The sequence below is a fragment of the Synechococcus sp. YX-04-1 genome (assembly GCF_030546365.1).
Classification (GTDB): Bacteria; Cyanobacteriota; Cyanobacteriia; order PCC-6307; family Cyanobiaceae; genus Parasynechococcus.
The window spans coordinates 137,143-163,437 of sequence record NZ_JAUONZ010000003.1; the positions used below are offsets into that span (position 1 = coordinate 137,143).

29 protein-coding genes are annotated in these 26,295 nt (G+C 62.1%); 16 read left to right on the top strand and 13 right to left on the bottom strand.

The genetic code is table 11. The annotated features are described in order from the left end of the window. Positions 1 to 14: 14 nt before the first annotated feature. Positions 15 to 1,493, top strand: coding sequence for a cryptochrome/deoxyribodipyrimidine photo-lyase family protein (locus Q3Y53_RS06855; RefSeq protein WP_303534424.1), 1,479 nt, complete (start codon positions 15 to 17; stop codon positions 1,491 to 1,493). Here the strand turns inward: Q3Y53_RS06855 and Q3Y53_RS06860 are convergent. From Q3Y53_RS06860 to pyrH, 3 genes are read right to left on the bottom strand one after another with little or no spacing between them, the layout of a single operon-like run. Further along, positions 1,490 to 2,635, bottom strand: a complete 1,146-nt coding sequence (locus tag Q3Y53_RS06860; protein ID WP_303534427.1) for an NAD(P)/FAD-dependent oxidoreductase — start codon at positions 2,633 to 2,635, stop codon at positions 1,490 to 1,492. The genes Q3Y53_RS06855 and Q3Y53_RS06860 overlap by 4 nt on opposite strands. After that, positions 2,632 to 3,180: a ribosome recycling factor gene (gene frr / locus Q3Y53_RS06865; RefSeq protein WP_303534430.1), complete on the bottom strand. Its 549-nt coding sequence runs from the start codon at positions 3,178 to 3,180 to the stop codon at positions 2,632 to 2,634. The genes Q3Y53_RS06860 and frr overlap by 4 nt, the downstream gene beginning before the upstream one ends. A gap of 39 nt (positions 3,181 to 3,219) precedes the next feature. Continuing rightward, on the bottom strand, positions 3,220 to 3,933 hold the full coding sequence (gene pyrH, locus Q3Y53_RS06870; protein ID WP_303534432.1) for a UMP kinase: 714 nt from the start codon (positions 3,931 to 3,933) through the stop codon (positions 3,220 to 3,222). A gap of 83 nt (positions 3,934 to 4,016) precedes the next feature. Here pyrH and Q3Y53_RS06875 point away from each other — a divergent pair, with 83 nt between their 5' ends. After that, positions 4,017 to 4,211 carry a hypothetical protein gene (locus tag Q3Y53_RS06875; RefSeq protein WP_303534435.1) on the top strand — a complete coding sequence of 65 codons (195 nt, stop codon included), beginning with the start codon at positions 4,017 to 4,019 and terminating at the stop codon, positions 4,209 to 4,211. A 22-nt stretch (positions 4,212 to 4,233) separates the two neighbouring features. Here the strand turns inward: Q3Y53_RS06875 and cobO are convergent, their stop codons facing one another. The 3 genes from cobO to Q3Y53_RS06890 are packed head-to-tail and all read right to left on the bottom strand — an operon-like array spanning position 4,234 to position 6,741. Next, complete coding sequence (gene cobO, locus Q3Y53_RS06880) at positions 4,234 to 4,899, bottom strand: cob(I)yrinic acid a,c-diamide adenosyltransferase (RefSeq protein ID WP_226426009.1); 666 nt, start codon at positions 4,897 to 4,899, stop codon at positions 4,234 to 4,236. A 22-nt stretch (positions 4,900 to 4,921) separates the two neighbouring features. Next, positions 4,922 to 5,554, bottom strand: coding sequence for a class I SAM-dependent methyltransferase (locus Q3Y53_RS06885; RefSeq protein WP_303534440.1), 633 nt, complete (start codon positions 5,552 to 5,554; stop codon positions 4,922 to 4,924). Positions 5,555 to 5,586: 32 nt separating this feature from the next. Further along, positions 5,587 to 6,741 (bottom strand): site-specific integrase, encoded by a 1,155-nt coding sequence (locus Q3Y53_RS06890; protein WP_303534802.1) that lies wholly within the window; start codon positions 6,739 to 6,741, stop codon positions 5,587 to 5,589. A 72-nt stretch (positions 6,742 to 6,813) separates the two neighbouring features. On the opposite strand from Q3Y53_RS06890, the gene hemH reads away from it, so the two are divergent. Genes hemH through Q3Y53_RS06920 form a run of 6 tightly spaced genes read left to right on the top strand, consistent with a single transcriptional unit; the run spans position 6,814 to position 13,308 of the window. After that, positions 6,814 to 7,989, top strand: a complete 1,176-nt coding sequence (gene hemH, locus Q3Y53_RS06895; RefSeq protein WP_226426011.1) for a ferrochelatase — start codon at positions 6,814 to 6,816, stop codon at positions 7,987 to 7,989. A gap of 56 nt (positions 7,990 to 8,045) precedes the next feature. After that, complete coding sequence (gene ilvB / locus Q3Y53_RS06900) at positions 8,046 to 9,833, top strand: biosynthetic-type acetolactate synthase large subunit (protein ID WP_303534446.1); 1,788 nt, start codon at positions 8,046 to 8,048, stop codon at positions 9,831 to 9,833. Next, positions 9,830 to 10,177 carry a nuclease gene (locus Q3Y53_RS06905; RefSeq protein ID WP_226426013.1) on the top strand — a complete coding sequence of 116 codons (348 nt, stop codon included), beginning with the start codon at positions 9,830 to 9,832 and terminating at the stop codon, positions 10,175 to 10,177. Before ilvB ends, Q3Y53_RS06905 begins: the two co-directional genes overlap by 4 nt. Next, positions 10,170 to 10,394, top strand: coding sequence for a GIVxVP protein (locus Q3Y53_RS06910; protein ID WP_226426014.1), 225 nt, complete (start codon positions 10,170 to 10,172; stop codon positions 10,392 to 10,394). The genes Q3Y53_RS06905 and Q3Y53_RS06910 overlap by 8 nt, the downstream gene beginning before the upstream one ends. A 33-nt stretch (positions 10,395 to 10,427) precedes the next feature. Beyond that, positions 10,428 to 11,618 carry an amino acid ABC transporter substrate-binding protein gene (locus Q3Y53_RS06915; protein ID WP_303534453.1) on the top strand — a complete coding sequence of 397 codons (1,191 nt, stop codon included), beginning with the start codon at positions 10,428 to 10,430 and terminating at the stop codon, positions 11,616 to 11,618. Between the two features lie 22 nt (positions 11,619 to 11,640). Further along, positions 11,641 to 13,308 (top strand): NAD(P)/FAD-dependent oxidoreductase, encoded by a 1,668-nt coding sequence (locus Q3Y53_RS06920; RefSeq protein ID WP_303534456.1) that lies wholly within the window; start codon positions 11,641 to 11,643, stop codon positions 13,306 to 13,308. Positions 13,309 to 13,328: 20 nt separating this feature from the next. On the opposite strand, the gene Q3Y53_RS06925 is transcribed toward Q3Y53_RS06920, so the two are convergent. From Q3Y53_RS06925 to Q3Y53_RS06940, 4 genes are all read right to left on the bottom strand, one after another. Continuing rightward, positions 13,329 to 13,925, bottom strand: a complete 597-nt coding sequence (locus Q3Y53_RS06925) for a hypothetical protein (RefSeq protein ID WP_303534459.1) — start codon at positions 13,923 to 13,925, stop codon at positions 13,329 to 13,331. A gap of 83 nt (positions 13,926 to 14,008) precedes the next feature. After that, complete coding sequence (gene pgeF / locus Q3Y53_RS06930; protein ID WP_303534462.1) at positions 14,009 to 14,797, bottom strand: peptidoglycan editing factor PgeF; 789 nt, start codon at positions 14,795 to 14,797, stop codon at positions 14,009 to 14,011. Positions 14,798 to 14,808: 11 nt separating this feature from the next. Beyond that, complete coding sequence (locus Q3Y53_RS06935; RefSeq protein WP_226426018.1) at positions 14,809 to 15,693, bottom strand: Tab2/Atab2 family RNA-binding protein; 885 nt, start codon at positions 15,691 to 15,693, stop codon at positions 14,809 to 14,811. Beyond that, on the bottom strand, positions 15,690 to 16,937 hold the full coding sequence (locus tag Q3Y53_RS06940) for a S1 RNA-binding domain-containing protein (protein ID WP_303534804.1): 1,248 nt from the start codon (positions 16,935 to 16,937) through the stop codon (positions 15,690 to 15,692). The genes Q3Y53_RS06935 and Q3Y53_RS06940 overlap by 4 nt, the downstream gene beginning before the upstream one ends. Before the next feature lie 74 nt (positions 16,938 to 17,011). On the opposite strand from Q3Y53_RS06940, the gene Q3Y53_RS06945 reads away from it, so the two are divergent. The 6 genes from Q3Y53_RS06945 to folE all read left to right on the top strand — a co-directional run bounded on the left by Q3Y53_RS06945 (position 17,012) and on the right by folE (position 22,311). After that, positions 17,012 to 17,854, top strand: coding sequence for a creatininase family protein (locus Q3Y53_RS06945; RefSeq protein ID WP_303534469.1), 843 nt, complete (start codon positions 17,012 to 17,014; stop codon positions 17,852 to 17,854). A gap of 76 nt (positions 17,855 to 17,930) precedes the next feature. Next, a complete protein-coding gene (locus Q3Y53_RS06950; RefSeq protein ID WP_186494792.1) occupies positions 17,931 to 18,650 on the top strand; it encodes an aldehyde oxygenase (deformylating) in 720 nt (239 codons plus the stop codon). Between the two features lie 114 nt (positions 18,651 to 18,764). Then, complete coding sequence (locus tag Q3Y53_RS06955; RefSeq protein ID WP_226426107.1) at positions 18,765 to 19,805, top strand: long-chain acyl-[acyl-carrier-protein] reductase; 1,041 nt, start codon at positions 18,765 to 18,767, stop codon at positions 19,803 to 19,805. Between the two features lie 19 nt (positions 19,806 to 19,824). Then, positions 19,825 to 20,814 (top strand): acetyl-CoA carboxylase carboxyltransferase subunit alpha, encoded by a 990-nt coding sequence (locus Q3Y53_RS06960; RefSeq protein ID WP_226426106.1) that lies wholly within the window; start codon positions 19,825 to 19,827, stop codon positions 20,812 to 20,814. Between the two features lie 24 nt (positions 20,815 to 20,838). Next, positions 20,839 to 21,546, top strand: coding sequence for an SDR family oxidoreductase (locus Q3Y53_RS06965; RefSeq protein ID WP_303534475.1), 708 nt, complete (start codon positions 20,839 to 20,841; stop codon positions 21,544 to 21,546). 9 nt (positions 21,547 to 21,555) lie between these two features. Further along, positions 21,556 to 22,311: a GTP cyclohydrolase I gene (gene folE / locus Q3Y53_RS06970; RefSeq protein ID WP_303534478.1), complete on the top strand. Its 756-nt coding sequence runs from the start codon at positions 21,556 to 21,558 to the stop codon at positions 22,309 to 22,311. An 11-nt stretch (positions 22,312 to 22,322) separates the two neighbouring features. Here folE and Q3Y53_RS06975 read toward each other — a convergent pair whose 3' ends face one another. Next, positions 22,323 to 22,994, bottom strand: a complete 672-nt coding sequence (locus Q3Y53_RS06975) for a phosphoribosylanthranilate isomerase (protein ID WP_303534481.1) — start codon at positions 22,992 to 22,994, stop codon at positions 22,323 to 22,325. Positions 22,995 to 23,056: 62 nt separating this feature from the next. Here Q3Y53_RS06975 and Q3Y53_RS06980 point away from each other — a divergent pair, with 62 nt between their 5' ends. Next, positions 23,057 to 24,307: a site-2 protease family protein gene (locus tag Q3Y53_RS06980; protein WP_303534483.1), complete on the top strand. Its 1,251-nt coding sequence runs from the start codon at positions 23,057 to 23,059 to the stop codon at positions 24,305 to 24,307. Here Q3Y53_RS06980 and Q3Y53_RS06985 read toward each other — a convergent pair. Continuing rightward, entirely contained in the window at positions 24,265 to 24,981 is a 717-nt protein-coding gene (locus Q3Y53_RS06985; RefSeq protein ID WP_303534485.1) for a lipoate--protein ligase family protein, read from the bottom strand. The two genes, Q3Y53_RS06980 and Q3Y53_RS06985, sit on opposite strands and share 43 nt — an antisense overlap. Positions 24,982 to 25,008: 27 nt before the next feature. Here Q3Y53_RS06985 and Q3Y53_RS06990 point away from each other — a divergent pair, with 27 nt between their 5' ends. Continuing rightward, positions 25,009 to 25,776, top strand: coding sequence for a sulfite exporter TauE/SafE family protein (locus tag Q3Y53_RS06990; protein WP_303534487.1), 768 nt, complete (start codon positions 25,009 to 25,011; stop codon positions 25,774 to 25,776). A 4-nt stretch (positions 25,777 to 25,780) separates the two neighbouring features. Here the strand turns inward: Q3Y53_RS06990 and Q3Y53_RS06995 are convergent, their stop codons facing one another. Beyond that, positions 25,781 to 26,251: a CRR6 family NdhI maturation factor gene (locus tag Q3Y53_RS06995; RefSeq protein WP_303534490.1), complete on the bottom strand. Its 471-nt coding sequence runs from the start codon at positions 26,249 to 26,251 to the stop codon at positions 25,781 to 25,783. Positions 26,252 to 26,295 lie beyond the last annotated feature (44 nt).

The window sequence follows — 26,295 nt, forward strand, 5'->3', positions numbered from 1 at the left end:
TTCAATTGCAGTGAATGGCAGCGCTGCAGATCGTCTGGTTCAAGCGTGATCTGCGCATCGTTGATCACCGGCCCTTGGCGGCTGCTGCCGAGTGTGGCCTTGTGCTGCCGTTGTATGTGGTGGAGCCGGAGTTGTGGCAGCAGCCCGATGCCTCCGAGCGGCAGTGGATGTTTTGCCGGGAGTCGCTGCTGGAGTTGCGCCAGGCCCTAGCGGATCTGGGCCAACCCCTGGTGGTGCGTGTTGGGGATGTGGTGCAGGTGCTGGAGCGGGCCCGGCGCCAGTTCGGTATCGATGGGCTGTGGAGCCATGAGGAAACCGGCAACGGCTGGACCTACCAGCGCGACAAACGCGTTGGGGCCTGGGCTCGTCAGCACGGCATCGCGTGGACGGAAATCCCCCAGTTCGGGGTGACGCGCCGGATGCGCAGCCGCAATGGCTGGGCCAAGCGATGGGAGGTTCAGATGACGGAGCCCATCACGCCAGCGCCGGCCGCGTTGCAACGCCTGGAGGGTGTTGATCCTGGAGTGATCCCTGAGGGGCCCTGTTCAGAACTGCTTTCGGATGCGTGTCCGCAGCGTCAGATCGGTGGCCGTTCGACCGGCCTCAAGGAGTTGAGCGACTTTCTGCAGCACCGTGCCCAGCGCTATCAACGGTCGATGTCGAGCCCCAACACCGCTTTCATCGGTTGTTCTCGGCTTTCGACGTATCTCACCTGGGGTTGTCTCTCGATGCGGGAGGTGCTGCAGACCAGCCGCAACCACAGTGGTCGCGGCGTCAGCAGCTTTGAATCACGGCTGCACTGGCACTGCCATTTCATTCAGAAGCTGGAGGATCAGCCCGCGATTGAATTCAGCGATTTCCATCCGTTCATGCGGGGCATTCGTGCAGCGGATGCCGAGCGTTTGACGGCCTGGAGCGAAGGCCGCACAGGCGTCCCCTTTGTGGATGCCTGCATGCGCGCTTTGCGGGCCCATGGCTGGATCAATTTCCGCATGCGGGCGATGTTGATGTCATTCGCGAGCTACAACCTCTGGCTTCCCTGGAGGCATAGTGGCCTGCATCTGGCCCGTCAGTTTGTTGATTACGAACCGGGAATCCATTGGAGCCAGTGCCAGATGCAGTCAGGCAGCACCTCGATCAACACGATTCGGATCTACAACCCGATCAAGCAGGGGATGGACCACGACCCCCAGGGGCTGTTCATCCGTCAGTGGTGTCCTGAGCTAAAGGATGTGCCCGCGATTCATATCCATGAGCCGTGGATGCTGGGTGGTGGCATGCCAGCACCGATTGTTGATGTCACCACATCCATGCAAGACGCCAAAGATCGCATCTGGGAGATTCGTCGATCGGCCGGTTTTGATCGCCATGCCGATGCGATTCAGCGCAAGCATGGCTCCCGTAAAGCTGGCTTAAAGCCCACGACGGCACGCCGTCGGCGCAAACCTCAGCAACCCGACAACGCCAGTCAGCAGCTCAGCCTTGGCCTTTAGTTGCGCTGTAGCAGCAGCCGTTTGATCACCCGTTGGGCGATGTCGCCGTAGCCCATTTCCCCGGAGAGAATCTGAGCAATCCGCCGTGGTGCGGTGGGCCGCTTGATCCCCAGCTGATATCCCACACCGGGGAAGCGATAGAACACCTGGGCAATGCGCCGACCCCAGGCCATCGACTCACCCCAGCGCTCCCGCATGGCGCGGCTGTAGCCCCGCAGATCTCGACTGTCGCCCTTGAGCCATTGGCTCAGATGTCGAGCCGCCTCGCAGCCACTCATCAGGGCGGGGCGTAGCCCTTCCGCCAGAAATGGATCGCACAGCGATGCCGCATCGCCCACCACCACAATGCCGTTGCCATCATGACGGTGATGGCCGTTCCACACCCGCAGTTGCCCCCGTTGGCGGATCCCAGCATCTGCGGCGAAGCCCAGATCCGGCAGCAGCTGGGCCAGCACCTGCTCCGGGTCGGCGTCCTGCTTGCCGATGAAGCTGCCCACACCGATGTTCACCCCGCCAGCGAGGGGAAAGGCCCAGGCGAAGCCCTGTTTCACCAGGCCGAATTCAAAGCGTGTGGTGCCATCGCTGAGATTTCCCTGGCCCTCCAGCCGCACCGACATGGTGGTGGCCATCTGGGGCTGTTTCGCTCCCAGGCCGAGCTGTTGGGGCCAAGGGGACCCCGAACCATCGGCGATCACCACGGTCCGTCCCTGCCAATGGCGCCCATCGGTTGCCGTCACCTGCCATATATCTCCATGACGACGGATGTCATTGACTTCAACGCCTGTAAGCCGTTCGGCCCCAGCCTGACTGGCCTGGTCTGAGAGCAGTTGATCCAGCGTTTCGCGGCGCACGATCCAGAACGGTGCATTGCCGGGCAGCTCGGCGACCACCGGATCCTCCAGGCACCAGCTGAAATCCACCTGACGGATCACCTGCTCCACCGCCGGCTCCAGGGAAAAGGGGAACCATTGCTGCACCGAGGCCGCCATGCCACCACCGCAGGGTTTGATCCGCGGCTCGTCGTCGCGCTCAAGCGTCAGAACGTCATGGCCCGCTGCTGCGAGATGCACTGCCGCCGCACCACCAGCGGCCCCGGACCCGACGATCAGAACATCGCGGGTCCGATCCACTCCCTTGCTCACACCTTGAGGATGTCGGCTTCCTTGGTGGCAAGGTGCTTCTCGAGTTCGGCAATGAACTTGTCGAGCGTTTTCTGAACGCTGTCTTGTTCATCGCGGCTCTGGTCTTCGGAGAACTCGCCCTCCTTCTCCTGCTTCTTGATCTTGTCGATCGCGTCGCGGCGCAGGTTGCGCAGGGCCACCTTGCCTTCCTCGGCGTACTTGGAGGCCAGCTTGCAGAACTCCTTGCGTCGTTCCTCGGTGAGGGGTGGAACGTTGATGCGAATGATCTTGCCGTCGTTGTTGGGGGTGAAGCCCAGCTCACTCATGGCGATGGCTTTCTCGATCGAGGCCAGGGCGCTGATGTCGAACGGTTGGATCTGGATGGTCTGGGAGTCCGGGGTCGACAGGGTGGCCAGCGACTTCAGCGGTGTGTCAGCGCCGTAGTACTCAACGCTGATGCGATCCAGCAGGGAGGAATTGGCCCGGCCGGTGCGGATCGTGTTGAAGTTGCGCTGGGTGGCCTCCACCGACTTGCGCATGCTGGCTTCGAGGTCCTGGGTCGACATGGTTGTTGAGGGAGGAGGCGTGCGTACTGGGTGGTGTTATCAGGCGGGGTCGCCGATGCGAGACCCGATCGGTTCGCCGGCCACGGCTCTGCCGATGTTGCCAGGTTCGAACAGGTTGAAAACAACAATCGGGATGTTGTTGTCTTTGCAGAGGGCGATGGCGGTGCTGTCCATCACCCCCAACTCGCCGCTGAGCACGTCTTGATAGCTGAGCTGTGCATGCTTCACGGCATCGGCGTGCTTAGCCGGGTCCTTGTCGTAGACCCCATCCACCTTGGTGGCTTTGAACACCACATCGGCATTGATTTCGGCGGCCCGGAGGGCAGCGGTGGTGTCGGTGGTGAAGAAAGGGTTTCCGCAACCGGCGCCGAACACCACCACCCGGTTTTTTTCCAGGTGCCGAATGGCTTTACGGCGGATGTAGGGCTCCGCCACTTCCTGCATGGCGATGGCGGTCTGCACCCGGGTGGGCACTCCGGCCCTCTCGAGCCCGTCTTGGAGGGTGATGGCGTTCATCACCGTGGCCAACATGCCGACATAGTCAGCTGTGGCCCGTTCCATTCCCGCTGCAGAACCCTTAAGGCCGCGGAAGATGTTGCCGCCGCCCACGACGATCGCCAGTTGGGTGCCACTGGCCACCACTTTGGCCACATCGGAGGCAATTGATTGAACAATCGCGGGATCGATGCCATAGCCCTGAGATCCCATCAGAGCTTCGCCGCTGATTTTCAGCAGGACGCGTGTGTAGGTCATCTACGGTCCAGATCCTTTCGACAGTAGCAAGCACTGGCAGAAGCCTCTGATCGCCGCTTGGATGGGGAAACCGCGGCTGTTTGATGACAAAGAGCGATGCCACCCAAAGCGGTGTGATGGCCCGTCTCACGCTTTCCGCTTTGGAACGGGCCAGCCAGGATCCGGACTGTTGGCGTGAGCCTGTGGTGCACCGCGCTCTGTTGGTGAGTGGACTGTCGGTGCTCACCGCGGCCACACGTCATCTTCAGGACGATCTCGAGGAGGCTGAAGCGGCCTAATTAAGGCTGGGTTGTTCAACCCTTAAAACTCGATGCCCGCCTGAGCCTTCACCCCCTGTTCGCGGAAGGGGTGGTGCACCAGGGTCATCTCGGTCACCAGATCGGCCCGCTCCACCAGCTCGGCTGGTGCGCCCCGTCCGGTCACCGCTACGTGGGTGAGCTCCGGTCGCTCGTTCAATCCGTCGATCACCGTACCGGCCTCGATGTAGCCCAGTTTCAAGGCCACATTCAGCTCGTCGAGCAGCACCAATTTCACGCTCGCATCGCGTAGGTAGCCCAGGGCCGTCTGCCAGGCCGCCTCCACCAGTTGTTGATCCCGCTCTCGGTTCTGGGTTTCCCAGGTGAAGCCTTCCCCCAGGGCATGCCAGCTCACCTGCTCGCCGAAGGCCTGTAGTGCTCGTGCTTCGCCGGGCTCCCAGCCCCCCTTGATGAATTGAACAATCGCTACCCGCTCGCCATGGCCAAGGGTGCGAAGTACCAGCCCAAGCCCGGCTGTTGTTTTGCCCTTGCCCTGGCCGGTGAACACCAGCACCAGCCCCTTCTCCTTATCGCGTTCCTCCACCCGTTGCTTCTGCACCTGCTGGCGCCGCTCCATTCGTTTGCGGTAGCCGGCGTCGTCGGTTTCGGGAGCGAGCTTGCCCCCCATGCCCAGCTCTGCGGCGGATTGATCGAGGTCGTTCGTGCTCATGGAAAGAGGGGCGTTGTTGGTTCTATCGAGGTCGAGTGGCGGTGATGCGTTGCAGGGCCCGTCCCGCCAGCAGCTCTTGGCTCACGCTGCTGAACCCAAGTTGCTCCAGCTGGGAGGGGAGGTCGTCCTCCAGCATGGCGGTGGCGGTGTCGGTTTCAAATAGGGCGCAAAAAAGTTGTTGGGGGAGCTTCAGCCAAGGTCCGGCTGGATGCAGATCCACAACCACCAACCAGCCGCCCGGTTCCAGCAGCCTCAGGGCGCTGCGCAGCACCCTCTCCCGATCGCTGCGGGGGAATTCGTGCAGGGCCACGCTCAGCTGGATGGCGTTGAAGCTGGCATCGGCCAGCGGCGGATCTTCGGCCAGCCCCTCCACCCGCTCCAGGGTGGGGTGGCGTTGGGCGGCGAGATCCAGGGCGCGGGGGGAGACATCGAGCCCCGTCACGGCATAGCCCGCCGCTAGCCATGGGGCCGCTGCTTCGCCACTCCCGCAGCAGAAATCCAGCACTGCCGCTCCAGGTTTGAGATGGGGTCGCAATGCCTCGAGCCCTAGGCCCCGCAGGCGCTCCACCCCACCCACACTCAGCGACGACACCGCCGTCACCGTGTCGTAAATCCAGCGGTAGCGGTAGGCCAGCGGCCTCAGAAACGACGTCATCGTTGATGTGCAAAAGGGCAGTCAGGTTGATGTCAGGCCGGTTGCCGGGCCAGGGCTGCATCCACCGCTTGCTGCTGGTCACGACGGGTGATCCAGTGGTGATAGGTGCGGGTGTGGATCGTCACCGAGTGGCCCATCATCCTGGCGGCAACGGTGTCCGGCAGGCCGACGTGGATGGTGCGCACCGCCCAGGCGTGGCGCAGGTCGTAGGGGGTGATCGGCAGGTCGTAGCGGCGGAACTGCTCACTCACCCGCCGTCCCACCTGCTGGAGCGTGGTCCGACGCAGATCGGTCTGGATCGCCGGCAGGGCGGCTGGATTCTCCGCCAGCTCCTGCAATCCGAAGCGCTCGACCCAGTCGGGGTGGAACGGCCAGCTCTGGTGCTCACCGGTTTTGGTGGTCGGAAGCACCCGCAACACCTGATCCCCGCCTGGGGCCAGAGAGGAGCAATCGCAGAAGAACACCTCGTGGTTGCGCAGGCCGTAGGTGGCCATCAGGGCAAAGGCCAGGCGCCACTGCGGATTGGGAATGCGGCCTGCGGCTTCGAGGATCTGCGGATCGGTGGGCAGCTGGCGGAAGCGGGCCCGATGCAGGCCATAGCCGCCGGCCTCTTGGCGCCAGTCCTCCGGTAAGGGCAGCTCCAGATGCCGGGCTAGGGCGGCCAGGGCCGTGGCGCACTGCTGCCGGCTGCGGCTGCCGTCGTCGTAACTGGTCAGCGTTTGCATCAGCAGCGCTGGCTCCAGCGGCTGATCACTGCACTGACGCGCCAGTCGCCTGAGGTAGGGCAAGTAGGCACTGGTCCAGGTGGTGCGACTGCTCGCTTGTGAACGGCGTCGGCGCGGGTCGGCAAAAAAGGCTGCTTCGAAGCTTTCGATGGCGGTCTGGATGCTGATCGAGCGCCCCTTGGCCGTGGCTGATGAGGTGGGGGCCGACCAGAGCGTCCAATCAAAACTGCGCTGCTCCAATTGCAGCTGCACCAGGGCAGCAGTGCTGAGGGCTTGATTCAGTCCGGCTGGATCGGCCATCAGCCCCAGGCTGATGCGTTGCAAGCCGCTCTGGCTTGGATCCCCGCGCAATGGCAGAGACCCGCGCAGGTTCAGACGTCGTCCCCGCTGTTCGATGCGCAGGCGTGACCCCCGTGCCGCCAGCTGCGCATTGGCGGTCTCCAGCGCACTTTTGAACTCCATAAATGTGTCGTTGGAACCAAGGATCGCGTCCATGGCGGCTACGCTCAACCCCCGAAAAGCGTTCTGATGGGTATGTCTCGCGTCGGTGTCGTCCTGCTGAATCTGGGTGGCCCGGAGCGTATCCAAGACGTTGGCCCGTTTCTGTACAACCTGTTCGCCGATCCGGAGATCATTCGGCTACCCAGCCCGGCGCTGCAGAAACCGCTGGCTTGGTTGATCAGCACCTTGCGCAGTGGCAAGTCGCAGGAGGCCTATCGCTCCATCGGTGGCGGATCACCACTGCGGCGAATCACGGAGCAGCAGGCCCGGGAACTTCAGAGCTTGCTGCGTCAGCGCGGCATCGATGCCACCAGCTACGTGGCCATGCGCTACTGGCATCCATTTACCGAATCCGCAGTGGCGGATATCAAGGCCGACGGCATGGATGAGGTGGTGGTGCTTCCGCTCTACCCCCATTTCTCGATCAGCACGAGTGGATCCAGTTTCCGCGAGCTTCAGCGCCTGCGGCAGGCGGATCCCGCGTTTGAGAAGTTGCCGATTCGCTGCATCCGCAGCTGGTTTGACCACCCGGGATATGTGAAGGCCATGGCCGAGCTGATCGCTGCAGAGGTCCGCAACAGCGACGATCCCACGAAGGCCCATGTCTTCTTCAGCGCCCACGGTGTTCCGAAGAGCTACGTCGAAGAGGCAGGCGACCCCTATCAAAAAGAGATCGAATCCTGCACCGATCTGATCATGAAGGAGTTGGCCGTTCAAATGGGCCACGACAACCCCTTCACCCTGGCGTACCAAAGCCGTGTGGGCCCGGTGGAGTGGCTCAAGCCATACACCGAGGAGGCCCTTGAGGAATTGGGCCAAGCGAAGACCAACGATCTGGTGGTGGTGCCGATCAGCTTTGTCAGCGAACACATCGAGACGCTCGAGGAAATCGACATCGAATACCGGGAGTTGGCCACCGAAGCCGGCGTGGTGAATTTCCGCCGGGTGCGCGCTCTCGACACCTACTCCCCCTTCATCGAAGGCTTGGCCGATCTCGTGGCTACCAGCCTTCAGGGTCCTGAAGTGAGTCTTGATGCGGCGGCAGAGCTTCCCAACAAGGTGAAGCTCTATCCCCAGGAAAAGTGGGAATGGGGTTGGAACAACAGTTCTGAGGTCTGGAACGGCCGTCTGGCCATGGTCGGTTTTTCGGCCTTTTTGCTGGAGCTGATCAGTGGTCAAGGGCCGCTGCATGCGCTCGGTCTGCTCTGATCAAGCCAGGGGCGCTTCGGGCCCTTAATCTTGAGGGTCATTGACCCGTCGCCTCTGTGACTCTCACCTCAGCGTCTTCGGCCGTCACTGGGCAGCAGGCCGGTCACGGTGGGCAGAGAATGTCTGGGGCGACAGCCCTGATGGATGCGTTGCGGCGCCATGGCGTCGACACCATTTTCGGCTACCCCGGCGGCGCCATTCTCCCGATTTACGACGCACTTCACATCGCCGAAAGCGAGGGTTGGGTCAAGCACATCCTGGTCCGGCATGAGCAGGCCGGCACCCACGCGGCCGATGCCTACGCCCGCGCCACAGGCAAGGTGGGCGTTTGCTTCGGCACATCGGGGCCCGGTGCCACCAACTTGGTGACCGGCATCGCCACCGCCCAGATGGACTCGGTGCCCATGGTGGTGATCACCGGCCAGGTGCCGCGTCCGGCGATTGGCACCGATGCCTTCCAGGAGACCGACATCTTCGGCATCACCCTGCCGATCGTGAAACATTCCTGGGTGGTGCGCGATCCGGCGGATCTCGCCTCCATCGTTGCCCAGGCTTTTCTGATCGCAGCCAGCGGTCGTCCGGGCCCCGTGCTGATTGACATCCCGAAGGATGTTGGCCAGGAGATGTTCGACTACGTGCCGGTTGAGCCCGGATCGATTGTTCCCAAAGGCTTCCGTAAGCCTCAGCCCCCCCGGGATGAACCGATCCTGTCGGCGCTTGAGCTGATCGCCGAGGCAGAGCATCCCCTGCTCTATGTGGGCGGTGGTGCGATCTCAGCCGGTGCCCACGACAGCCTGCGGGTGATTGCCGAGCGCTACCAGATACCCGTCACTACCACCTTGATGGGGAAGGGTGCATTCGATGAAAACGACCCCCTCTCGGTGGGCATGCTCGGCATGCACGGCACGGCCTACGCCAACTTCGCCGTCACCGAATGCGATCTGCTGATTGCTGTTGGAGCCCGTTTTGACGATCGGGTGACCGGAAAGCTCGATACTTTTGCTCCCCGCGCCCAGGTCATCCACTTCGAGATTGACCCGGCCGAAATCGGCAAGACCCGCCGCCCCGATGTGGCGGTGCTGGGAGACCTGAGCCTGAGTGTGGCGCGGTTGGTGGAGCTGAGCCTGCAGCAGCAGGTGCAGCCCCGCACGGCCCCTTGGTTGGCACGCATCGCTGAGTGGAAAAAGACTTATCCCCTCACCGTTCCTCCCGCCGAAGGCCCCTTATTCCCCCAAGAGGTTCTGCTGGCCGTTCGTGAGTTGGCACCGAATGCCATCGTCACCACGGATGTGGGCCAGCATCAGATGTGGGCTGCCCAGTACCTGCGTAATGGGCCTCGGGGCTGGATCAGCAGTGCCGGTCTCGGCACCATGGGTTATGGCATGCCGGCTGCGATGGGCGCCCAAGTGGCTTGCCCCGATCGTCAGGTGGTGTGCATCGCGGGTGACGCCAGCATCCTGATGAACATTCAGGAGCTGGGAACCCTGGCGGCCTATGGCCTCCCGGTGAAGGTGGTGATCGTCAACAACCACTGGCAGGGCATGGTGCGCCAGTGGCAGGAGAGTTTCTACGAGGAGCGCTATTCCGCCTCCGACATGCTTAATGGCATGCCGGACTTCGTGGCCCTTGCACGCTCCTTCGGTGTGGAAGGCGTCCACATCCGCGAGCGGGAGTCGTTGCGCAGTGATCTCGAGGCGGCGCTCAAGGCTCCCGGCCCGATGTTGATTGACATCCACGTTCGTCGTGGTGAGAACTGCTATCCGATGGTTCCCCCAGGCAAAAGCAATGCTGAAATGGTTGGCCTCCCGGCTCCCATGCCGGTTCTCAACGCGCCGACCTCTTGATTCGTTTTGTCTTAATCGGCTTTTTGCTGCTGCTTTGGGCCGTGCCTGTACAGGCTGCTGAGGTGCTTCAGGTGCGCAGCAGTTCACTGCTGCAGGTTGGCGATCACAACCGCACCTACACCGTTGCCCTCTCCTGTGCTGCCGTTGATGCGAGCCAGGAAGCCGAGGCCACCGCATGGCTGCGTCAGGAGCTGCCGCGCCGCCGCAAGGTCAATTTGCGGCCGGTCGGCTCCAGTGAGGGTCAGCTGATGGCTCGGGTGACCCCGATCGGTGCTGAGCGTGACCTCAGCGCTGGCTTGATTGCCGCTGGTTTGGCCAGCAACAGCTGTGGGGTTGATGGCTGATAACCGCATTGCCAGGGGGATTGTGTTGGTGCCCTGCCTGCTGCTTGGGGCTGCCTTTCTGGCCACAGCCGCCTGGGGCCAGGGCGCCGCAGCTGAAAATCGCACCCTGGCCATTGGCATTGGTGCTGGCTTGCTTTTGGCTGGTGGTTTGTCCCAGTTGGGCGGCGGCTCTGAGACCTCTGTGACAAAACCAGACGAGTCAGACCCCTCTCCCTAATTTGCGTGGATCGGGTTGCTTCCCTCCGATTCCATGTCGAAGCCTGAGTGGCGACGTTGGCCTTGGCTGTCGTGGTGTGTTGTGGCAGCCACGCTGATCGGCTGCCAGTCAATCGTTGCCAGTGGGGTTAGTCGCCCAAGGTTTGCGGTGCTGCTGCCGATGGGGCACCGCGATGCTGAATTGCGGCACAACTTTCTCCAGGGCTTTCGTCTGGGCCAGGCTTCGGTGGAGGCCTGTGGTGAGCCCTTCCCGCAGGTTGCTTGGCATGGGACCAACTCCGGCGATGGGCCCGATCCGCAGTTGATGCCATCCAGTGATCTCAAGCTTCTGGTGGCTCCCCCGTCTGCAGATCTGCGGGCCTTTGCCGCCTTGGCTGACGAGCGGGACCTCACCGTGCTGCTCCCCTATCAGCGTGGCCAGTCGCTGGACACCCTGCGCGGGCTGGAAGGCCGTGAACGGCTCTGGCCGCTTGTTCCCTCCCGTCAGGAGGATCTGAAGGCGATGGTGGCGGCGGCGATGGAGGCCGGCTGGGGACGAGCAATGGTGGTGGAGGACCCTTCTGCCCTCGAATCCACCAGCTCAAATACTTTTGTGGAGCTGTTCAAGGCCGCTGGCGGCATTGTTGAGAGCTACGAAGCGCAGCCTGTCCAGCGGGTGGATCCCAGCAACAACGGGCGTCTGCAACGGTTCAAGGACGACATGGCCTGGTCTTGGGTGCCCACCGTTGTGGTCGCCGATGCTCCAGACGGCCTTCTCTCCCAAGAGCTGCGGGCTGAGCAACAGCAAGGGCGCTTCGGCGGTGGTGCGCCGCTGACGCCAAACTGGATTTGGCTCACTGAGGCGGAAGGTCTGCAGGATGCGCCCGCGGTGCCTTGGCAGCAGCTTGGGCTTCAGCACCCAGCCCGTGGTGTGGCCTGGGCTGAATTTCAACAGGATTTCAAGCAGCACACAGGCAAGGCTCCATCGTTGCTCGCGGGTGCGGGGTTTGATACGGCGCGGCTGTTGGCCCTTGCCGATGCAGCCCCCTTGCCGCTGTCTGCTGACGGGGGCGTCGATGCGATGGGGTGGTTGGACCCCGATCAGCAGGAAGCCGTCCCGATTTGCCAGGCCTTTGATCAGCGTCGACGCGGGGAGCGTCTCCGTCTGAAAGCCGTTGCCAGTGATTCCCGCTTTCGTGCTGGTCAGGCACCATCAGGTCAGGCCATGGCCAGTCTGATCGAATGAGGTCTGGGGACACAACCTCGAGATGCTGCGCCTTAGTGAACTGAAGCTGCCCCTCGACCATGGGGAGGAAGCGCTGCAGGAAGCGGTGCTCAAACGTTTGCGGATTCCCGCCGATCGTCTTTTGGGTCAGACCCTGGTGAAGCGCAGTGTTGATGCGCGGCGCAGCGACCGGATCCAGCTGATTTACAGCGTGGATGTGCAGGTGAAGGGTGAAGCCGCCCTGTTGCGGCGCATCGGCAACAAAGCTCGGGTGCGTCCGGCCCCAGACACCCGCTACCGGCCCGTGGGCCAGGCGCCGGATGGCTTCCCCTTGGACGCGGGCGATCGGCCTGTGGTGGTGGGGGCAGGCCCCTGCGGTTATTTCGCTGCGTTGCTGTTGGCGCAGATGGGCTTTCACCCGCTGTTGCTGGAACGGGGTCAGGCCGTCAAGCAACGCACAGCTGACACCTTCGGCTTCTGGCGGGGCAACAGCCCTTTCAACCCGGAATCGAATGCCCAATTCGGTGAGGGTGGAGCGGGAACGTTTTCTGACGGCAAGCTTTACAGCCAGGTCAGCGATCCCGAGCACTACGGCCACAAGGTGCTGGAGGAACTGGTGGCCTGTGGTGCCAGCGAGGAGATCCTCACGCTGCATCGCCCCCACATCGGCACGTTCAAGCTCGCCACGGTTGTCCGCGGCTTGCGGGCTCGGATTGAAGCCTTGGGAGGTGAGGTGCGTTTCAACAGTCGCGTGACACGCCTTCAGCTCAGCGACAGCAGCGGTGAGAAGCCACATCAACTCGATGGAGTGGTTCTGGCCGATGGAACGGAGATTCCCTGTCGCCATCTGGTGCTGGCTCCCGGTCATTCCGCACGAGACTGCTTTGAAATGCTGCAGGAGATCGGTGTGCAGCTGCAGCGCAAACCGTTTTCCGTGGGCGTACGAATTGAGCATCCGCAGCATCTGATTGATGCAGCCCGCTGGGGGGAGGCGGCTGGCCATCCGCGTCTCGGGGCAGCCGAGTACAAGCTGGTGCACCATGCCGAGAACGGCCGCTGCGTCTACAGCTTCTGCATGTGTCCTGGTGGATTTGTGGTGGGGGCAACGTCGGAAGAAGGCCGGGTGGTGACCAATGGCATGAGCCAGCATTCCCGCAACGAGCGCAACGCCAACAGCGGGTTGGTTGTGGCCCTGGACGCCGATGACCTGGCTCCGTTTGAACGCTTTCCCGGGGATCCGTTGGCGGGCATTGGCCTGCAACGGCATCTGGAGGAGCGCGCCTTTCGCTTGGGGGGCAGCAGCTATGCCGCACCGGCGCAGCGACTGGAGGATTTCCTGGCCTCTCGGCCGTCAACCCGGCTCGGAGCCATTGCAGCGTCCTATCAACCGGGTGTGCATCCCGCCGACCTGGCTGAGCTGCTTCCAGCCCCCATCATTGAGGCCTTGCGCGAAGCGTTGCCGGCCTTTGCCCGCAAGTTGAAGGGCTACGACCACGCCGATGCGGTGCTCACTGGCGTGGAAACCCGCACGTCATCGCCTGTGCGGATTCCCAGGGATGAGGCTTTGGAATCGCTCAATGTGAAGGGACTGGTGCCGGCCGGTGAAGGGGCGGGCTACGCCGGCGGCATCCTGTCGGCCGGAATCGATGGCATTCGGGCTGCTGAAGCCTTGGCTATGCAAATCCTGAGAACTAGCCGATCGTCCCATTGACCTCGCCCCCCCCTCCGCGATCAATACCCGGCAAACGGGGTCGAGGAGTGATGAACAACGATGCGCAGGGCACCTGCGTCATCTCGCACATAGCCAAAGGTCTTGTCGACCTTGCTGGTGGTGCCATCGGCCGCCTCAATATGCACCCAGCCCATCGCATTGGCGGTGTTGCCGAAGCTTTGGATCACGAAAATCTCGGGCTCACATTTCACCCAGGGGCTGCGCTTGGCACCGGGCGTCCCGATGGCAAAGCCGGGATCGTCAAAAGTGGGATCGCCTCCAACGAAATACGACACAGCACCAGCGCGGGTATCGCGGAACGTCAGGTCGCCTGTCGCCCAGGTGGGCTTGAAGGCCACAGGACCAAACTGGTAGCCGTAAGCCGCATCGATCACTTCGGCGGCCAGGGGTTTGGATTTGGCCAAACCTCCCTCAGCATGGGTTTTGCTGATGTTGATGAGGGCATCACACCAACCGTCCTGGGCGGCTTTCACCTCGCCTACACGGATGGTTTCCGACATCACTGCGGGCTTGGCATCAGCAGCGGTTGTAAAGGTGAGTAGGGGAGTAAGTGACACTGCACTGACCAATCCCAGGCGAAGGATCGATTGGAACATCGGGAAAGCTCAAAAGATTTTTTCAGCTTGGCTCTGTATTGAGCAATCGTCTGCTCTTGTCCGTAAGTCGTGATTGGACTGGCTCAGGTTGGGGCTTGCGCCACGATGCCGCTCCACTGCACGGCTTTCACCTGATCCCGTCGCCAGGAGTGGAACAGCTCGGGTTCACCGACGGTGCAGAGCGGGCAGTGGGCGATCCGTTCGCCAGGAATTCCCGCACCCTGGAGCTGCAATCTGGCTGCGGTTCGGATATCCAGGCGATGCCGCCCCGGCTGCTTATCGGGCACCAGGGCCCCGGTCTTGGATAAGGCAGCCTCGCCGGGGATCGCGTCGCTGACGGCCTCCACCACCTCGTCGCCCACTTGGTAACAAGGGCCGCTGACGGCCGGACCCAGGGCAACAACCAGATCCTCCCGCCGGGCACCCCGCTCCACCAACCGATCCAGGGCCGTGATCAGGATTCCAGCTGCCACCCCACGCCAACCGGCATGACAGGCCGCGGCATGCCCGGTGCCGGGATCTGCGATCAGAACAGGCGTGCAGTCGGCGCCGCACACCCAGAGGCTTTGCCCCCCACGATCACTCACCAGTCCATCGGCCTCAGGCCAGGGATCCTGACGGGCGTCGCTGCCGTTCAGAACGATTCCACTGTGGATCTGCTGGGGCCGGTGGACGCTGATGCCAGCGCTGATGTATCCCGCTAGTTGATCGGGCCCGCGGCCGTGCCAAAGCCGGGTGAAGAAGCCGTGCTCGAAACCCTGTTCATGGAGAAGATCGCTCTGGAGGTAATAGCCCCCGTAACAACCGATCCAGGTCCAGCCCTTCAACGTGTTGAAGCGGCTGTCTGGTCGATCAAACGGCCCGTCTTTCATCAGCCCTGCAATCAGGCCATCGGGATGTCTCGCAGCATCCAGAAGCCGCCGAAGGTCTGTTCTTCGGGGCTGGCTTGGATGGCGATGAATTGGAGGCCGCGCACCTGCTGTTGCGAGGTCGCCAGGGCTTCGGCAATTTCAGCGGCGACGCCCGGTTCTAGGTCGCTCACCAGCCAGCGGTCGTCCTGACCAGCCTCCAGAACCAGCTGGCGGTCTTCAACGATCATCCGCACGGGCTCCAGCCCCCCCAACCAGCCAGCCATGGCGAGCGAGCGGCTCTGGCTGAATAGGCGCAGACCCGGCACAGAGGCCTCGGGGTCGATGCCATCGGGCACCGGCAGCAGCCCGCTGAAACTCATCGGCCATTCCGATGCCTCCAGCAGCAGGCTTGCCGGCAGGGCGGCCCAGCTCCAGGCGTCTCCTTGAACTTCTTCCGGCAGGGGCACCGGAGGGGTTGGGACGGGCGCCGGCGGCGGTGCCAATGGGCCCGCCATGAATCCCTCTTCCTCGGGGTAGACCTCCCTCTCGCGCTGTTGAAGCCAATCGAGCAGCGCGAAGGTGCGGCGACTGGGAATCACCTCGAGGTCTTGTTCGGCTGCGGCGCGCTGCACCATGGTGCGCATCGAACTGCGCCAGCAGCGCAAACGGACGGGAGAACCCCAGCCTCCGCTGGCGGATGCCTCCTTGGCTTCTGCCAGGGCTTGGCTCAACCAAAGCGAATTCACCTCTCCAGAGGGACACACCTTGGCGAAGCGAAATGGCCCTGCATCGCCGCTTGCGGCGGGGGTGGAGGTGATCAGCAGTTCCCAACGCTTGCGGCCATCGGCCTCAAGAATTGGTCGGGAGTAGAAGTCGAGTTCCCAGTCTTCAGCGGCTGTCAGGGCAGCAGTGCTCATCCGGCGGATTGCTCCTGCTGCTTCAGCATGTTCTGGGCGCGGCTGGCGCGATCGGCAGCTTCAGCCATCACTTTGTCTTTTTCGATCAGCAGCTCTCCGGGGGGGCCTTCGAGAAGGGCTGTGTTGAGACCAATGCGTCCACGGCCAGGGTCCAGTTCTGTGATCAGGGCCGACACGCGGTCGCCCTGATCGAACACCTCACGGATTGAGCGCAGGCTGCCATTTGTAATGGCTGATTGGTGCAGCAGTCCGCTGATGCCACCGAGGTCGATGAACAGGCCGTAGGGCTTCACAGCAGCAACTTGGCCCTCCACCAGTTGGCCCACTTCCAGATCCTGGAAGCGTTCGGCGACGGCGGCTCGTTTTTCGGACAGCACCAGCTTGCGCGTCTCCGAATTGACCTCGATGAAGGCCACGCCCAGGGTCTTGCCCACCAACTCCTGGTGATTTTCACCGTTTTGGAGTTGAGAGCGGGGAATGAAGCCCCGCAGCCCTTCGAGATCGCAGGTGACACCGCCGCGGTTGAATCCATTGACGATGACTTGAACCACTTTCCCCTGTTTCTCCATCTCCTTGACCCGGTCCCAGCTTTTGCGCAGCTCCAGGGCGCGACAGCTGATCGTGACCATCCCATCAGCGTTCTGCTCACGGGTCACCAGAACTTCAACCTCCAGGCCCTTGGGGAAGCGTTCTCGGAAGTTGGTCACAACACCAAGGCCTGATTCGCTCTTGGGCATGTAACCGGGGGCTTTGCCGCCGATATCCACATACACCCCATCGTTTTCGATGCCGATCACCGTGCCCTTGATCACCTCACCGGTGGTGCCAACCGGAGCGTTCTCGTCCAGGGCGGCGAGGAAAGCTTCTTCATCGAAATCAAAGTCATCCACGCTGCGCGGTTGGTTGCGCTGCTCCTTCTTGGGTTTCTGATCCGGCGCACCCATCAGGTCTGCCATGGTCATGCCTTCCATGCCGCCCATGTCGAACAGCGCGTCGTCATCCGTTCCTGGAGACGAGGAGGGTGCCTGCTGGACCGGTCGCGGAGGGGTGGCAAGACCCGCCCGTTCCTCAAGGATGCGTGCCTTTTCCGCCGCAGCCTCTGCTGCTGCCCGTGCTTCAGCCGCTTCGAGAGCCAGCTTTTCCTGCTCTTCGCGGCGGTTGATCTGCATCACCTGCAGCGGTTTCGTCGCTGCCGGCTTGGGTGCCTTGGGGCGGTTGGGCTGCGGACTGCCGGCTGCGGGCATGGACCATTGGGCTTGTCGATCGCCCATTTTGACAGGCTGGGCTGGGATCAGCAGCTCCTTGCCTGTTCAACTCCATGGATCAGCTTCGCAAGCGATTTGATCAGCTGACCTGGCCCGAGGCCAGCAAAGCCGCCTCTCGGCCTGGTGCAACGGTGATTTGGCCGTTTGGAGCCTTTGAGCAACACGGTCCTCAGCTGCCCCTGTCGACGGACGCTGTTTTTGCCGACGGCATCCTCGATTTGGTCCTGTCTGGGCTTGATCCAGCTCTGCCGATTTGGCGACTGCCGTGTCAGGCCATCGGCTTTTCGCCTGAGCACCAGAACTTCCCCGGAACCCTCAGCATTTCGGCTTCTCTGCTTCTGGAGCTCGTCGAACAGGTGGGCTCGCAGTTGGCGGCGATGGGGGTGCAGCGCCTTGTTCTGTTCAACGCCCATGGCGGCCAGATCGGTTTGCTTCAGGTGGCGGCCCGACAGCTGCGCGCTCGCTGCCCGTCGCTGGCCGTTCTGCCTTGCTTCCTCTGGAGTGGGGTTGAAGGGTTGGCTGACCTGCTGTCCGATCAGGAGTTGCTCCACGGTCTCCATGCCGGCCAAGCCGAAACCAGCTTGATGCTGAAGATGGCCCCAGAACTGGTTGGATCGGCCCGCCCCGTGGATGGACGTCCAATACCGGGTTCAGATCAGGAACCGCCGGAGGGGTGGAGCCTCGAAGGGGCGGCGCCCTGCGCTTGGCTCACCGACGACCTCAGTGCAACGGGCGTGATCGGAGATGCGAGCCAGGCCTCGGTGGATTTGGGCAATCGCTTGGAAGGACGGCTGGTGAACCACTGGCAGGCACGTTTTCAGGCCCTTTTGGCCAGTCACTGGCCCCCCACCCAAAGCCTGCTCCCCAAACCCTCCCAAAGCTCCCCCAGGTCCTGAACCTTGGACGCATGTGTCCCCAACTCGTGGGGCACTGGTTATTGTCGGTCCCACTAAACGTGGTGGACAGCGTCCTATGACGACCCTCAATGCACCTGAAGCACCCGTGCTGGAGGGCCAGGACGCACTTCCCGATTTCACAACCGCTGCCTACAAAGACGCTTACAGCCGGATCAACGCCATCGTGATCGAGGGCGAACAGGAAGCTCACGACAACTACATCTCCTTGGGCACGCTGATCCCTGAGCAGGCCGAGGAGCTCAAGCGTCTGGCGCGGATGGAAATGAAGCACATGAAGGGCTTCACCTCCTGTGGTCGCAACCTCGGGGTTGAAGCCGATCTGCCCTTCGCCAAGAAGTTCTTCGAACCACTGCACGGCAATTTCCAGGCCGCTCTCAAGGAGGGCAAGGTGGTCACCTGCCTGCTGATTCAGGCCCTCCTGATCGAAGCATTCGCTATTTCGGCCTATCACATCTATATCCCTGTTGCAGATCCCTTCGCCCGCAAAATCACTGAGGGTGTGGTGAAGGACGAGTACACCCACCTCAATTACGGCCAGGAATGGCTCAAGGCCAACTTCGAGGCCAGTAAAGATGAGCTGTTCGAGGCCAACAAAGCCAACCTTCCTCTGATCCGTTCAATGTTGGAAGACGTTGCTGCTGATGCCGCCGTCCTGCACATGGAAAAGGAAGACCTGATCGAAGATTTCCTGATCGCTTACCAGGAAGCTTTGGGTGAGATCGGCTTCACCTCTCGCGACATCGCCCGCATGGCAGCGGCAGCTCTGGCCGTTTGACCCGCTCCAGGGCTTGATTCAACGCCGGTTCATCGACAGGCACGTTGCCGTCGATACCGCTTGCCATGGGAGCATGGTGATTCGAGGTGTTCTTTGAGACGTCAGCGGTAAGACATGTTTGGTCTGATCGGACATTCAACGAGTTTTGAGGCTGCTCGCCGCAAGGCAATGGAACTCGGGTTCGATCACATCGCCGACGGTGATTTGGATGTGTGGTGCAGCGCACCTCCACAGCTCGTTGAGCACGTGGAAGTCACCAGTCCGGTGGGCACGACGATTGAGGGTGCCTACATCGACTCCTGCTTCGTGCCTGAGATGCTGAGCCGCTTCAAAACGGCTCGGCGCAAGGTGCTCAATGCGATGGAACTGGCCCAAAAGAAGGGCATCAACATCACTGCTTTGGGTGGTTTTACCTCGATTATTTTCGAGAATTTCAACCTGCTTCAGCACCAGACTGTGCGGAGCACCACCCTGGATTGGCAACGGTTCACCACCGGCAACACCCATACGGCCTGGGTGATCTGCCGCCAAGTGGAGAACAACGCTCCAACCCTTGGCATCGATCTGAGCAAGGCCAAGGTGGCCGTCGTTGGTGCGACTGGTGATATCGGCTCTGCCGTCTGTCGTTGGCTGCAAGCGCGTACTGGGGTCGCAGAGCTGTTGCTGGTGGCACGTCAGCAGCAGCCTCTGCTTGATCTTCAGCAAGAACTGGGAGGTGGACGGATCCTGCCGCTCGATCAAGCCTTGCCCGAGGCAGATGTGGTCGTCTGGGTGGCGAGCATGCCCCGCACCCTTGAGATCGACCACAACAGCTTGAAGAAGCCCTGTTTGATGATTGATGGGGGCTATCCCAAGAATCTCAATTCCAAGGTCGCTGGTGGTGGCATCCACGTTCTCAAAGGTGGAATTGTTGAGTTCTGCCGAGACATCGGATGGTCGATGATGGCCATCGCCGAGATGGAGCGGCCCCAGCGTCAGATGTTTGCCTGCTTCGCTGAAGCGATGCTGCTCGAGTTCGAGCGCTGCCACACCAACTTCAGCTGGGGGCGCAACAACATCACCCTCGAGAAGATGGATTTCATTGGTGCGGCATCGGTCCGTCATGGGTTCAGCACCTTGAACCTCCATCCCAACCTGCAGGCCACTGCCGCCTGACCTCCGGAGAGCCAGAGCCATGCCCCGTCGCCCCCTGCTTGAGTTCGAAAAACCGCTGGTCGAGCTGGAGCAGCAGATTGAGCAAATCCGCCAGCTGGCCCGGGATTCTGAAGTTGACGTCTCGCAGCAGCTGCAGCAGCTGGAAAGCCTTGCAGCCCGACGGCGTCAGGAGATCTTTCAGGGGCTGACCCCCGCTCAGAAAATTCAGGTCGCCCGTCACCCGCACCGTCCGAGCACGCTGGATTTCATCCAGATGTTCTGCGACGACTGGGTCGAACTACATGGCGATCGTCGCGGTAATGACGATCAGGCCCTGATTGGCGGTGTCGGACGGGTGGGCAATCGTCCGGTGATGTTGATCGGCCATCAGAAAGGCCGCGATACCAAGGAAAACGTCGCTCGTAACTTCGGGATGGCTGCTCCGGGTGGATACCGCAAAGCCATGCGGTTGATGGACCATGCCGATCGCTTCCGCCTACCAATCCTCACCTTCATCGATACTCCGGGTGCTTATGCCGGGCTCGAGGCCGAGGAGCAGGGCCAGGGTGAAGCTATTGCGGTCAACTTGCGGGAAATGTTTCGCTTGCGCGTTCCGGTGATCGCCACTGTGATCGGTGAAGGCGGATCCGGCGGTGCCTTAGGCATCGGGGTGGCCGATCGCTTGATGATGTTCGAGCACAGCGTCTACACGGTGGCCAGCCCAGAGGCCTGTGCCTCCATCCTTTGGCGTGATGCGGCCAAGGCGCCTGATGCGGCGGCAGCCTTGCGGATCACCGGTCGGGACCTGCTGGAGCTTGGGGTGGTGGATGAGGTGCTCGAGGAGCCCTCCGGTGGTAACAACTGGGCACCACTGGAGGCCGGAGAAATTCTGCGGGCGGCGATCGAGCGTCATCTCGATGAATTGCTGAGCCTTTCGGAACAACAACTGCGGGAGGCCCGTTACTCCAAATTCAGAGCGATGGGGCGGTTCCTCGAAAAAACGTCACAGGATGTGGAGAAAGCGGCTTAAGGTGTTGTGGTTTGCTAACGGTTTTTGCCAACGGCTCTAATCACGGGTGCGAGCCGAGGCATAGGTCGCCGGACTGCTGAGCTTCTTGCTCACCAGGGCTGGGACCTGCTTCTCACGGCCCGTAGCGCTGATCAACTGGAGCGGCTGAGTGCTCAGCTCAGCTCACAAGGTGTTTCTGTGGCCTATGCCGCCATCGACCTGACCCAATCAGATGCCATCGCAGCTGCGATGGCTGGCTTGTTGCAGCAGGGTGAGACCCCTTCAGTGTTGATCAACAACGCTGGCGCTGCTTACACCGGCGACCTTCTGGCCATGCCGCTTGAGCATTGGCAATGGCTGCTACAGCTGAATGTCACCAGCGTGATGCAGGTTTGTTCTGCTGCCGTTCCCGCCATGCGCAAGAACGGCGGACTGGTGATCAACATCAGCAGTCACGCCGCTCGCAATGCCTTCCCTCAATGGGGTGCGTATTGCGTCAGTAAAGCTGCCTTGGCCAGCTTCACCCGCTGCCTTGCAGAAGAGGAACGGGCCAACGGCATTCGTGCCTGCACCCTCACTCTTGGAGCCGTGAACACACCACTGTGGGACGCGGAAACCGTACAAAGCGATTTCGATCGTCGTGCCATGCTCTCTGTCGATCAGGCGGCAGAAACACTGGCGAATCTGGCGATGCAACCCAGCAACCAGTTGATCGAAGACCTCACCCTTATGCCGGCCGCCGGCGCCTTCTGAACGAACACCATGACCTCCACAGTCCCTTTCGTTTCCAACGGCGTCGCCAACGGCAACGGCAATGCTAAAAAGCTCCTGAATCCCCAGGTTTCAGCCCGAATTCGTGAACGTTTAATCGAATCTGGCGTTTCCTTCCTGGCCAACGACAACATTGCTGATCACCTCAATCCCGGTGAACTGGATCAGCTTCAGGTTGAGGTCGCTGACAAGGTCCGCGATCTGTTGCGCAGCCTGGTGATCGATATCGATAACGACCACAACACCCATGAGACGGCGGAGCGGGTCGCCAAGATGTATCTGCAGGAGGTGTTCAAAGGGCGCTACCACCAGCAACCCAAGGTGGCCAGCTTCCCCAATGTGAAGCAGCTGGATGAGATCTACACCGTTGGACCGATCACGGTGCGTTCCGCCTGTTCACACCACCTGGTGCCGATCATGGGCAACTGCTGGATTGGGATCAAGCCTGGTGCCAGGGTGATTGGCCTCTCCAAATTCACCCGTGTGGCTGACTGGGTCTTCTCCCGCCCCCACATCCAGGAAGAGGCTGTGATGATCCTTGCCGACGAAATCGAGAAGCTCTGTGAGCCTCAGGGTCTCGGCATCATCATCAAGGCGCAGCACTACTGCATGAAGTGGCGTGGCGTGAAGGAGCCCCAAACCAGCATGGTGAACTCCGTGGTGCGCGGTGATTTCCGCCACGACCCCAGCCTCAAGCAGGAGTTCTTTGAGCTGGTGCGTCAGCAGGAAGCGCTGCTCAGCACCTGATCAGCCTCAACTCAACCTCGTTTCACTGCCTCGACAAGGGCTTGGACCTTGTCGAGGTTTTTCCATCCCGGACGTTCCTCCAGCCGACTGGAGGCATCGAGCCCTTGTGGCGTGACGCGGCTAAGCAGTTCCGGAACCCATTCCGCACTTACTCCCCCCGCCAGCCACCAAGGCACCGATAACTGGGTCTCACCGAGCCAATCAAGAGGGATCCTGTGCCCTGTGCCGCCCAATTGATCAGCGCTCCAGGCGTCGAGGAGCAGGGCATCCACATTGGGCGCGTACTGCTCAAGCTGCTCGAGGTCTTCGGGTTCGCGCACCCGTAAAGCTTTCCACCACTGCTGCCGGGGGTAACGCTGTTTCAAGCGTTGGCAGCGTTCTTCTGACTCGCTGCCGTGCAGCTGCACCACGGAGGGCTGTCCTGCACCGTTGAGCGCTTCCTCGAGGGCGGCATCGTCGGGGTCGGCCACCACCCAAACGCGATGCAGTTGGGGATGCTGCTCCTCCAGCAGCTGGAACAAGGACCTGCGCTGGGGTGGTTCCACAAAGCGTGGGGTGGCAGGAACGCCGATCACGCCAATCGCCTGCACGCCCATTTGTGCAATGGCATGGGCCTGCTCGGGGTCGGTGATCCCACAGATCTTCAGGTCTGGAGTGGGGCGGGGATCACGCAAGGGCCGCATCGATTGCTCTCCCTAGGATCGTGGATGACAGTCCGCAGTAGCGGCACACGACGGGATTGGCGGTGGGAGAGGGCTGGCAGGTGCTCAAAATTGGCGGAATCCCCCTGCGGCTCCAGCCCAGCTGGTTGTTTGCTGTGGCGATCTTCACCACATTGTTCCAATCCCGCTATGCGACCACGGCCTCGGTCACGGTGAGTTGGGGGCTGGGATTGCTGACCACCTTGCTGTTGTTCAGCTCCGTGCTGCTGCATGAGTTGGGCCATGCCCTTATGGCCCTGCGGGAAGGGGTGAAGGTGCTGAGTATCACCCTGTTTCATCTGGGCGGTATCGCGCGGGTGGAGAAGGAATGCCCTACCGCCATGGGCAATTTGCGCATTGCAGCTGCTGGCCCGATCGTCAGTTTGATGTTGGCTTTCGGGATGCTGGTGGGGGCTGCAGCGCTGTCCGACACCCAGCCCTTGGCCACGCAGTTGTTGAGCCAGGTGGGTTTGCTCAACTTGATGCTGGGTCTGTTCAATCTGTTGCCTGGTCTACCGCTGGATGGTGGGCTGATTCTCAAGGCCCTGGTCTGGCAGGTGAGCGGCAGCCAGCAGAAGGGCGTTCAGGTGGCATCGGCGTCCGGACGGGCGTTGTCGATGCTGATGATCGTGTTGGGCGGTGTCCTGCTTTGGCAGGGCTGGGGGCTTAACGGCCTCCTGCTGATGTTGATCGGTTGGTTCGGCCTGAGTGCCAACCGCAGTCAGACCCAGATGCTGCAGTTGCAGACCGTGCTGCGGGAGTTGAAGGTGGAGGCTGCGGCAGGCAAACGCTTCCGCGTGCTGGAGGCTGATCAGACCTTGCGGCGCCTTAGCCAGCTGCGGCTTACGGCCAGCGAGGGTGAGGGTCCTGTCGATTGGGTGCTCGTCTGCAAGAGCGGCCGTTGGGTGGGTTGGATTGACGATCAGCCCCTGAAACTGCTGCCAGTGCAGCAATGGGACCAACAGCGCCTCGAGGATCATCTGCGGCCCCTCACTGAACTGCCGTCCATCACCAGTGCGGCCCCAATGGTGGAAGCGGTGCCGGCCCTGGAGGCGGCCTCCCAGGGACGCCTTTTGGTGATGAGTATTGCTGGGCTTCCCTGCGGCACCCTTGATCGCATGGATGTGGGAGATGCGGTGCTGAAGCGTCTCGGTGTGACCCTGCCCCCCGCGATTCTCGACGAGGCGCGCAAGCGCAATGGCTATCCCTTGGGTTTGGCGATGCTTCCTCAGATGGTGCAGACGATGAGGGATCAAAGCTCCGACCAGGACGCCAGCTCTCTTTCCAAGTCCTGAACTTCGTCGGCCTCCAGGGGTTGCATCTGCCACGGGCAATGGCTCCAGGACTGAACCAGGCTCTGGCGCAGCTGCTGATCCAGCGCCAGTCGGCTGATCTGGGCCGGTGCTCCCGCTGGTGCCTCTTCCTCAAACACCTCTTCCCAGAGCTCGGCAGGGGGATCCAGCAGGATTTCGCCGTGTTGAAGCAGGCGACCGCTCTGCCAGCGCTGGGCGCTGCCGACCCGTTTGACGCCGCTCGAATCCACCAGGTCGGCCACCGTTGCCGTGGCGAAACAGTTGTTGGCCTCGGCACCAGCGGGGTCAGAACCGAAGTGCAGCGCTAGCCCGAGATCCTTGAAGCCATCGATCAACCACTGACAGGCCTGCCGGTAGGCCTCCTGGCGTTGCCGTGGTGCATCCGGCCAGATCAAGGCATAGGTGAGCCCGCCGGCATGGAGCACTGCCCGGCCTCCGCTGGGGCGTCGCACCAGGCTGATGCGGCCGCGGTGGGCGAGATCATTCCAGTGCTCAGGCCAGTGGCGTTGATGGCGTCCAAGCGAGAGCCAGGGCCCATCCCAGCGGTAAAAACGCAGCGCCGGACCGTTGCTTCGTCTCAGAAGCCAGGCATCCAACGCCATCTGGGTGTGTCCATCCGCTTGCTGGGTGGGGAGCAGACGCCCGGTTGCGGGCATGCTGGAGGGAAGCATCGATCGCACGCCATGGTGCCCTGGTGGGATGTGCCGATCTTGATCGCCCTGGGCCTGCTGGCGGGGGGCTTGGCCGGGCTGTTGGGGATTGGCGGTGGCTTGATCTTTGCCCCGCTCCTGCTTTGGCTTGATCTCCCGCCCCATCAGGCTCTGGCCACCAGCAGTTTCGCCATTGTGCCTACAGCTTTGGCGGGCACCATCACTCACCTGCGCCAGGGGCGGGTGCCGACCCGACCTGGACTCGCCATCGGTTTGGCCGCTTTTGGTTCGGCACTGCTGTTCGGTGGTTTGGCCGGTTTGGCGGCGGGCTGGATTCTGTTGGCGATGCAGACGCTGATGTACATCGTGCTGGCGTTCTGCGTTCGCGAACGGCCCGAGGCGGATGCCACTCAAGACGTCGATGACAGCAGCGCACCGCAATTGGCTGGAGTGGGCTGTATCGCCGGCTGGACCGCTGGGATGCTGGGCCTGGGTGGGGGGCTGGTGATGGTGCCCCTGATGAGCGGTCCGATGTCTGTGCCGATTCATCAGGCCGTGCGGCTCAGCACGGTGGCGGTGCTCTGTTCAGCCAGCGCAGCATCCCTGCAGTTCCTGCATGAAGGACGAGGGGTGCCTCTGATGGGCTTGCTTCTGGGGGCTGTGGCAGCGATCGCTGCACAATGGACCGCCAGTCGTCTCGATCAATTTGATGCGGCTCTTCTGGTGCGTTGTCTGCGGGGGCTCGCCATCATCCTGGCGATCGACAGCTCCAGGCGGGCCCTGCAGCTCTGGCTGAGCTAGAGGGTCAGGTCAGCAGGCCCCAAAAACCCGCATCGAGCTCATAACCCAGCGCCGCGGCCATCTGGGAGAGGTTGCCCCGCATCGGGCGTCCGAGCTCCCGCTGGCAGAGATCGTCGAGCAGCATCAGTCGATGCGTCACCCAGAGCTCCAAGGCTTCCGGGTCAAAACGCAGGCCTTCGCTGCGGCTGAAACTGTGGGGCACCACCAGGGCGACATGGCGAATCAGGCTGCCGTTGTCGCGTTCAAGCAACAGCGGCAGCCAGGGGAAGCGTGCATCGGCCCGCAGGGCCCAGAGGCGAGGCTCGGGGCATTCCGGCAGTTCCCGCGGGTCATCCTGCGCCCGGGGCCAGTCGAAACGAAGCTCCAGCACCGGCCCTTGGCTGAGCAGTGCATCCAGCGGCTGATGGCTCCAGATCTCCAGCGGCCGCAGATCCAAGGCGCGGATGGCAGGGGCATCGATCAGAACCGGATCCATGGGCTGGTGTGACAGGCCTTTGCGAATGATGGCCTGCAGCCCCT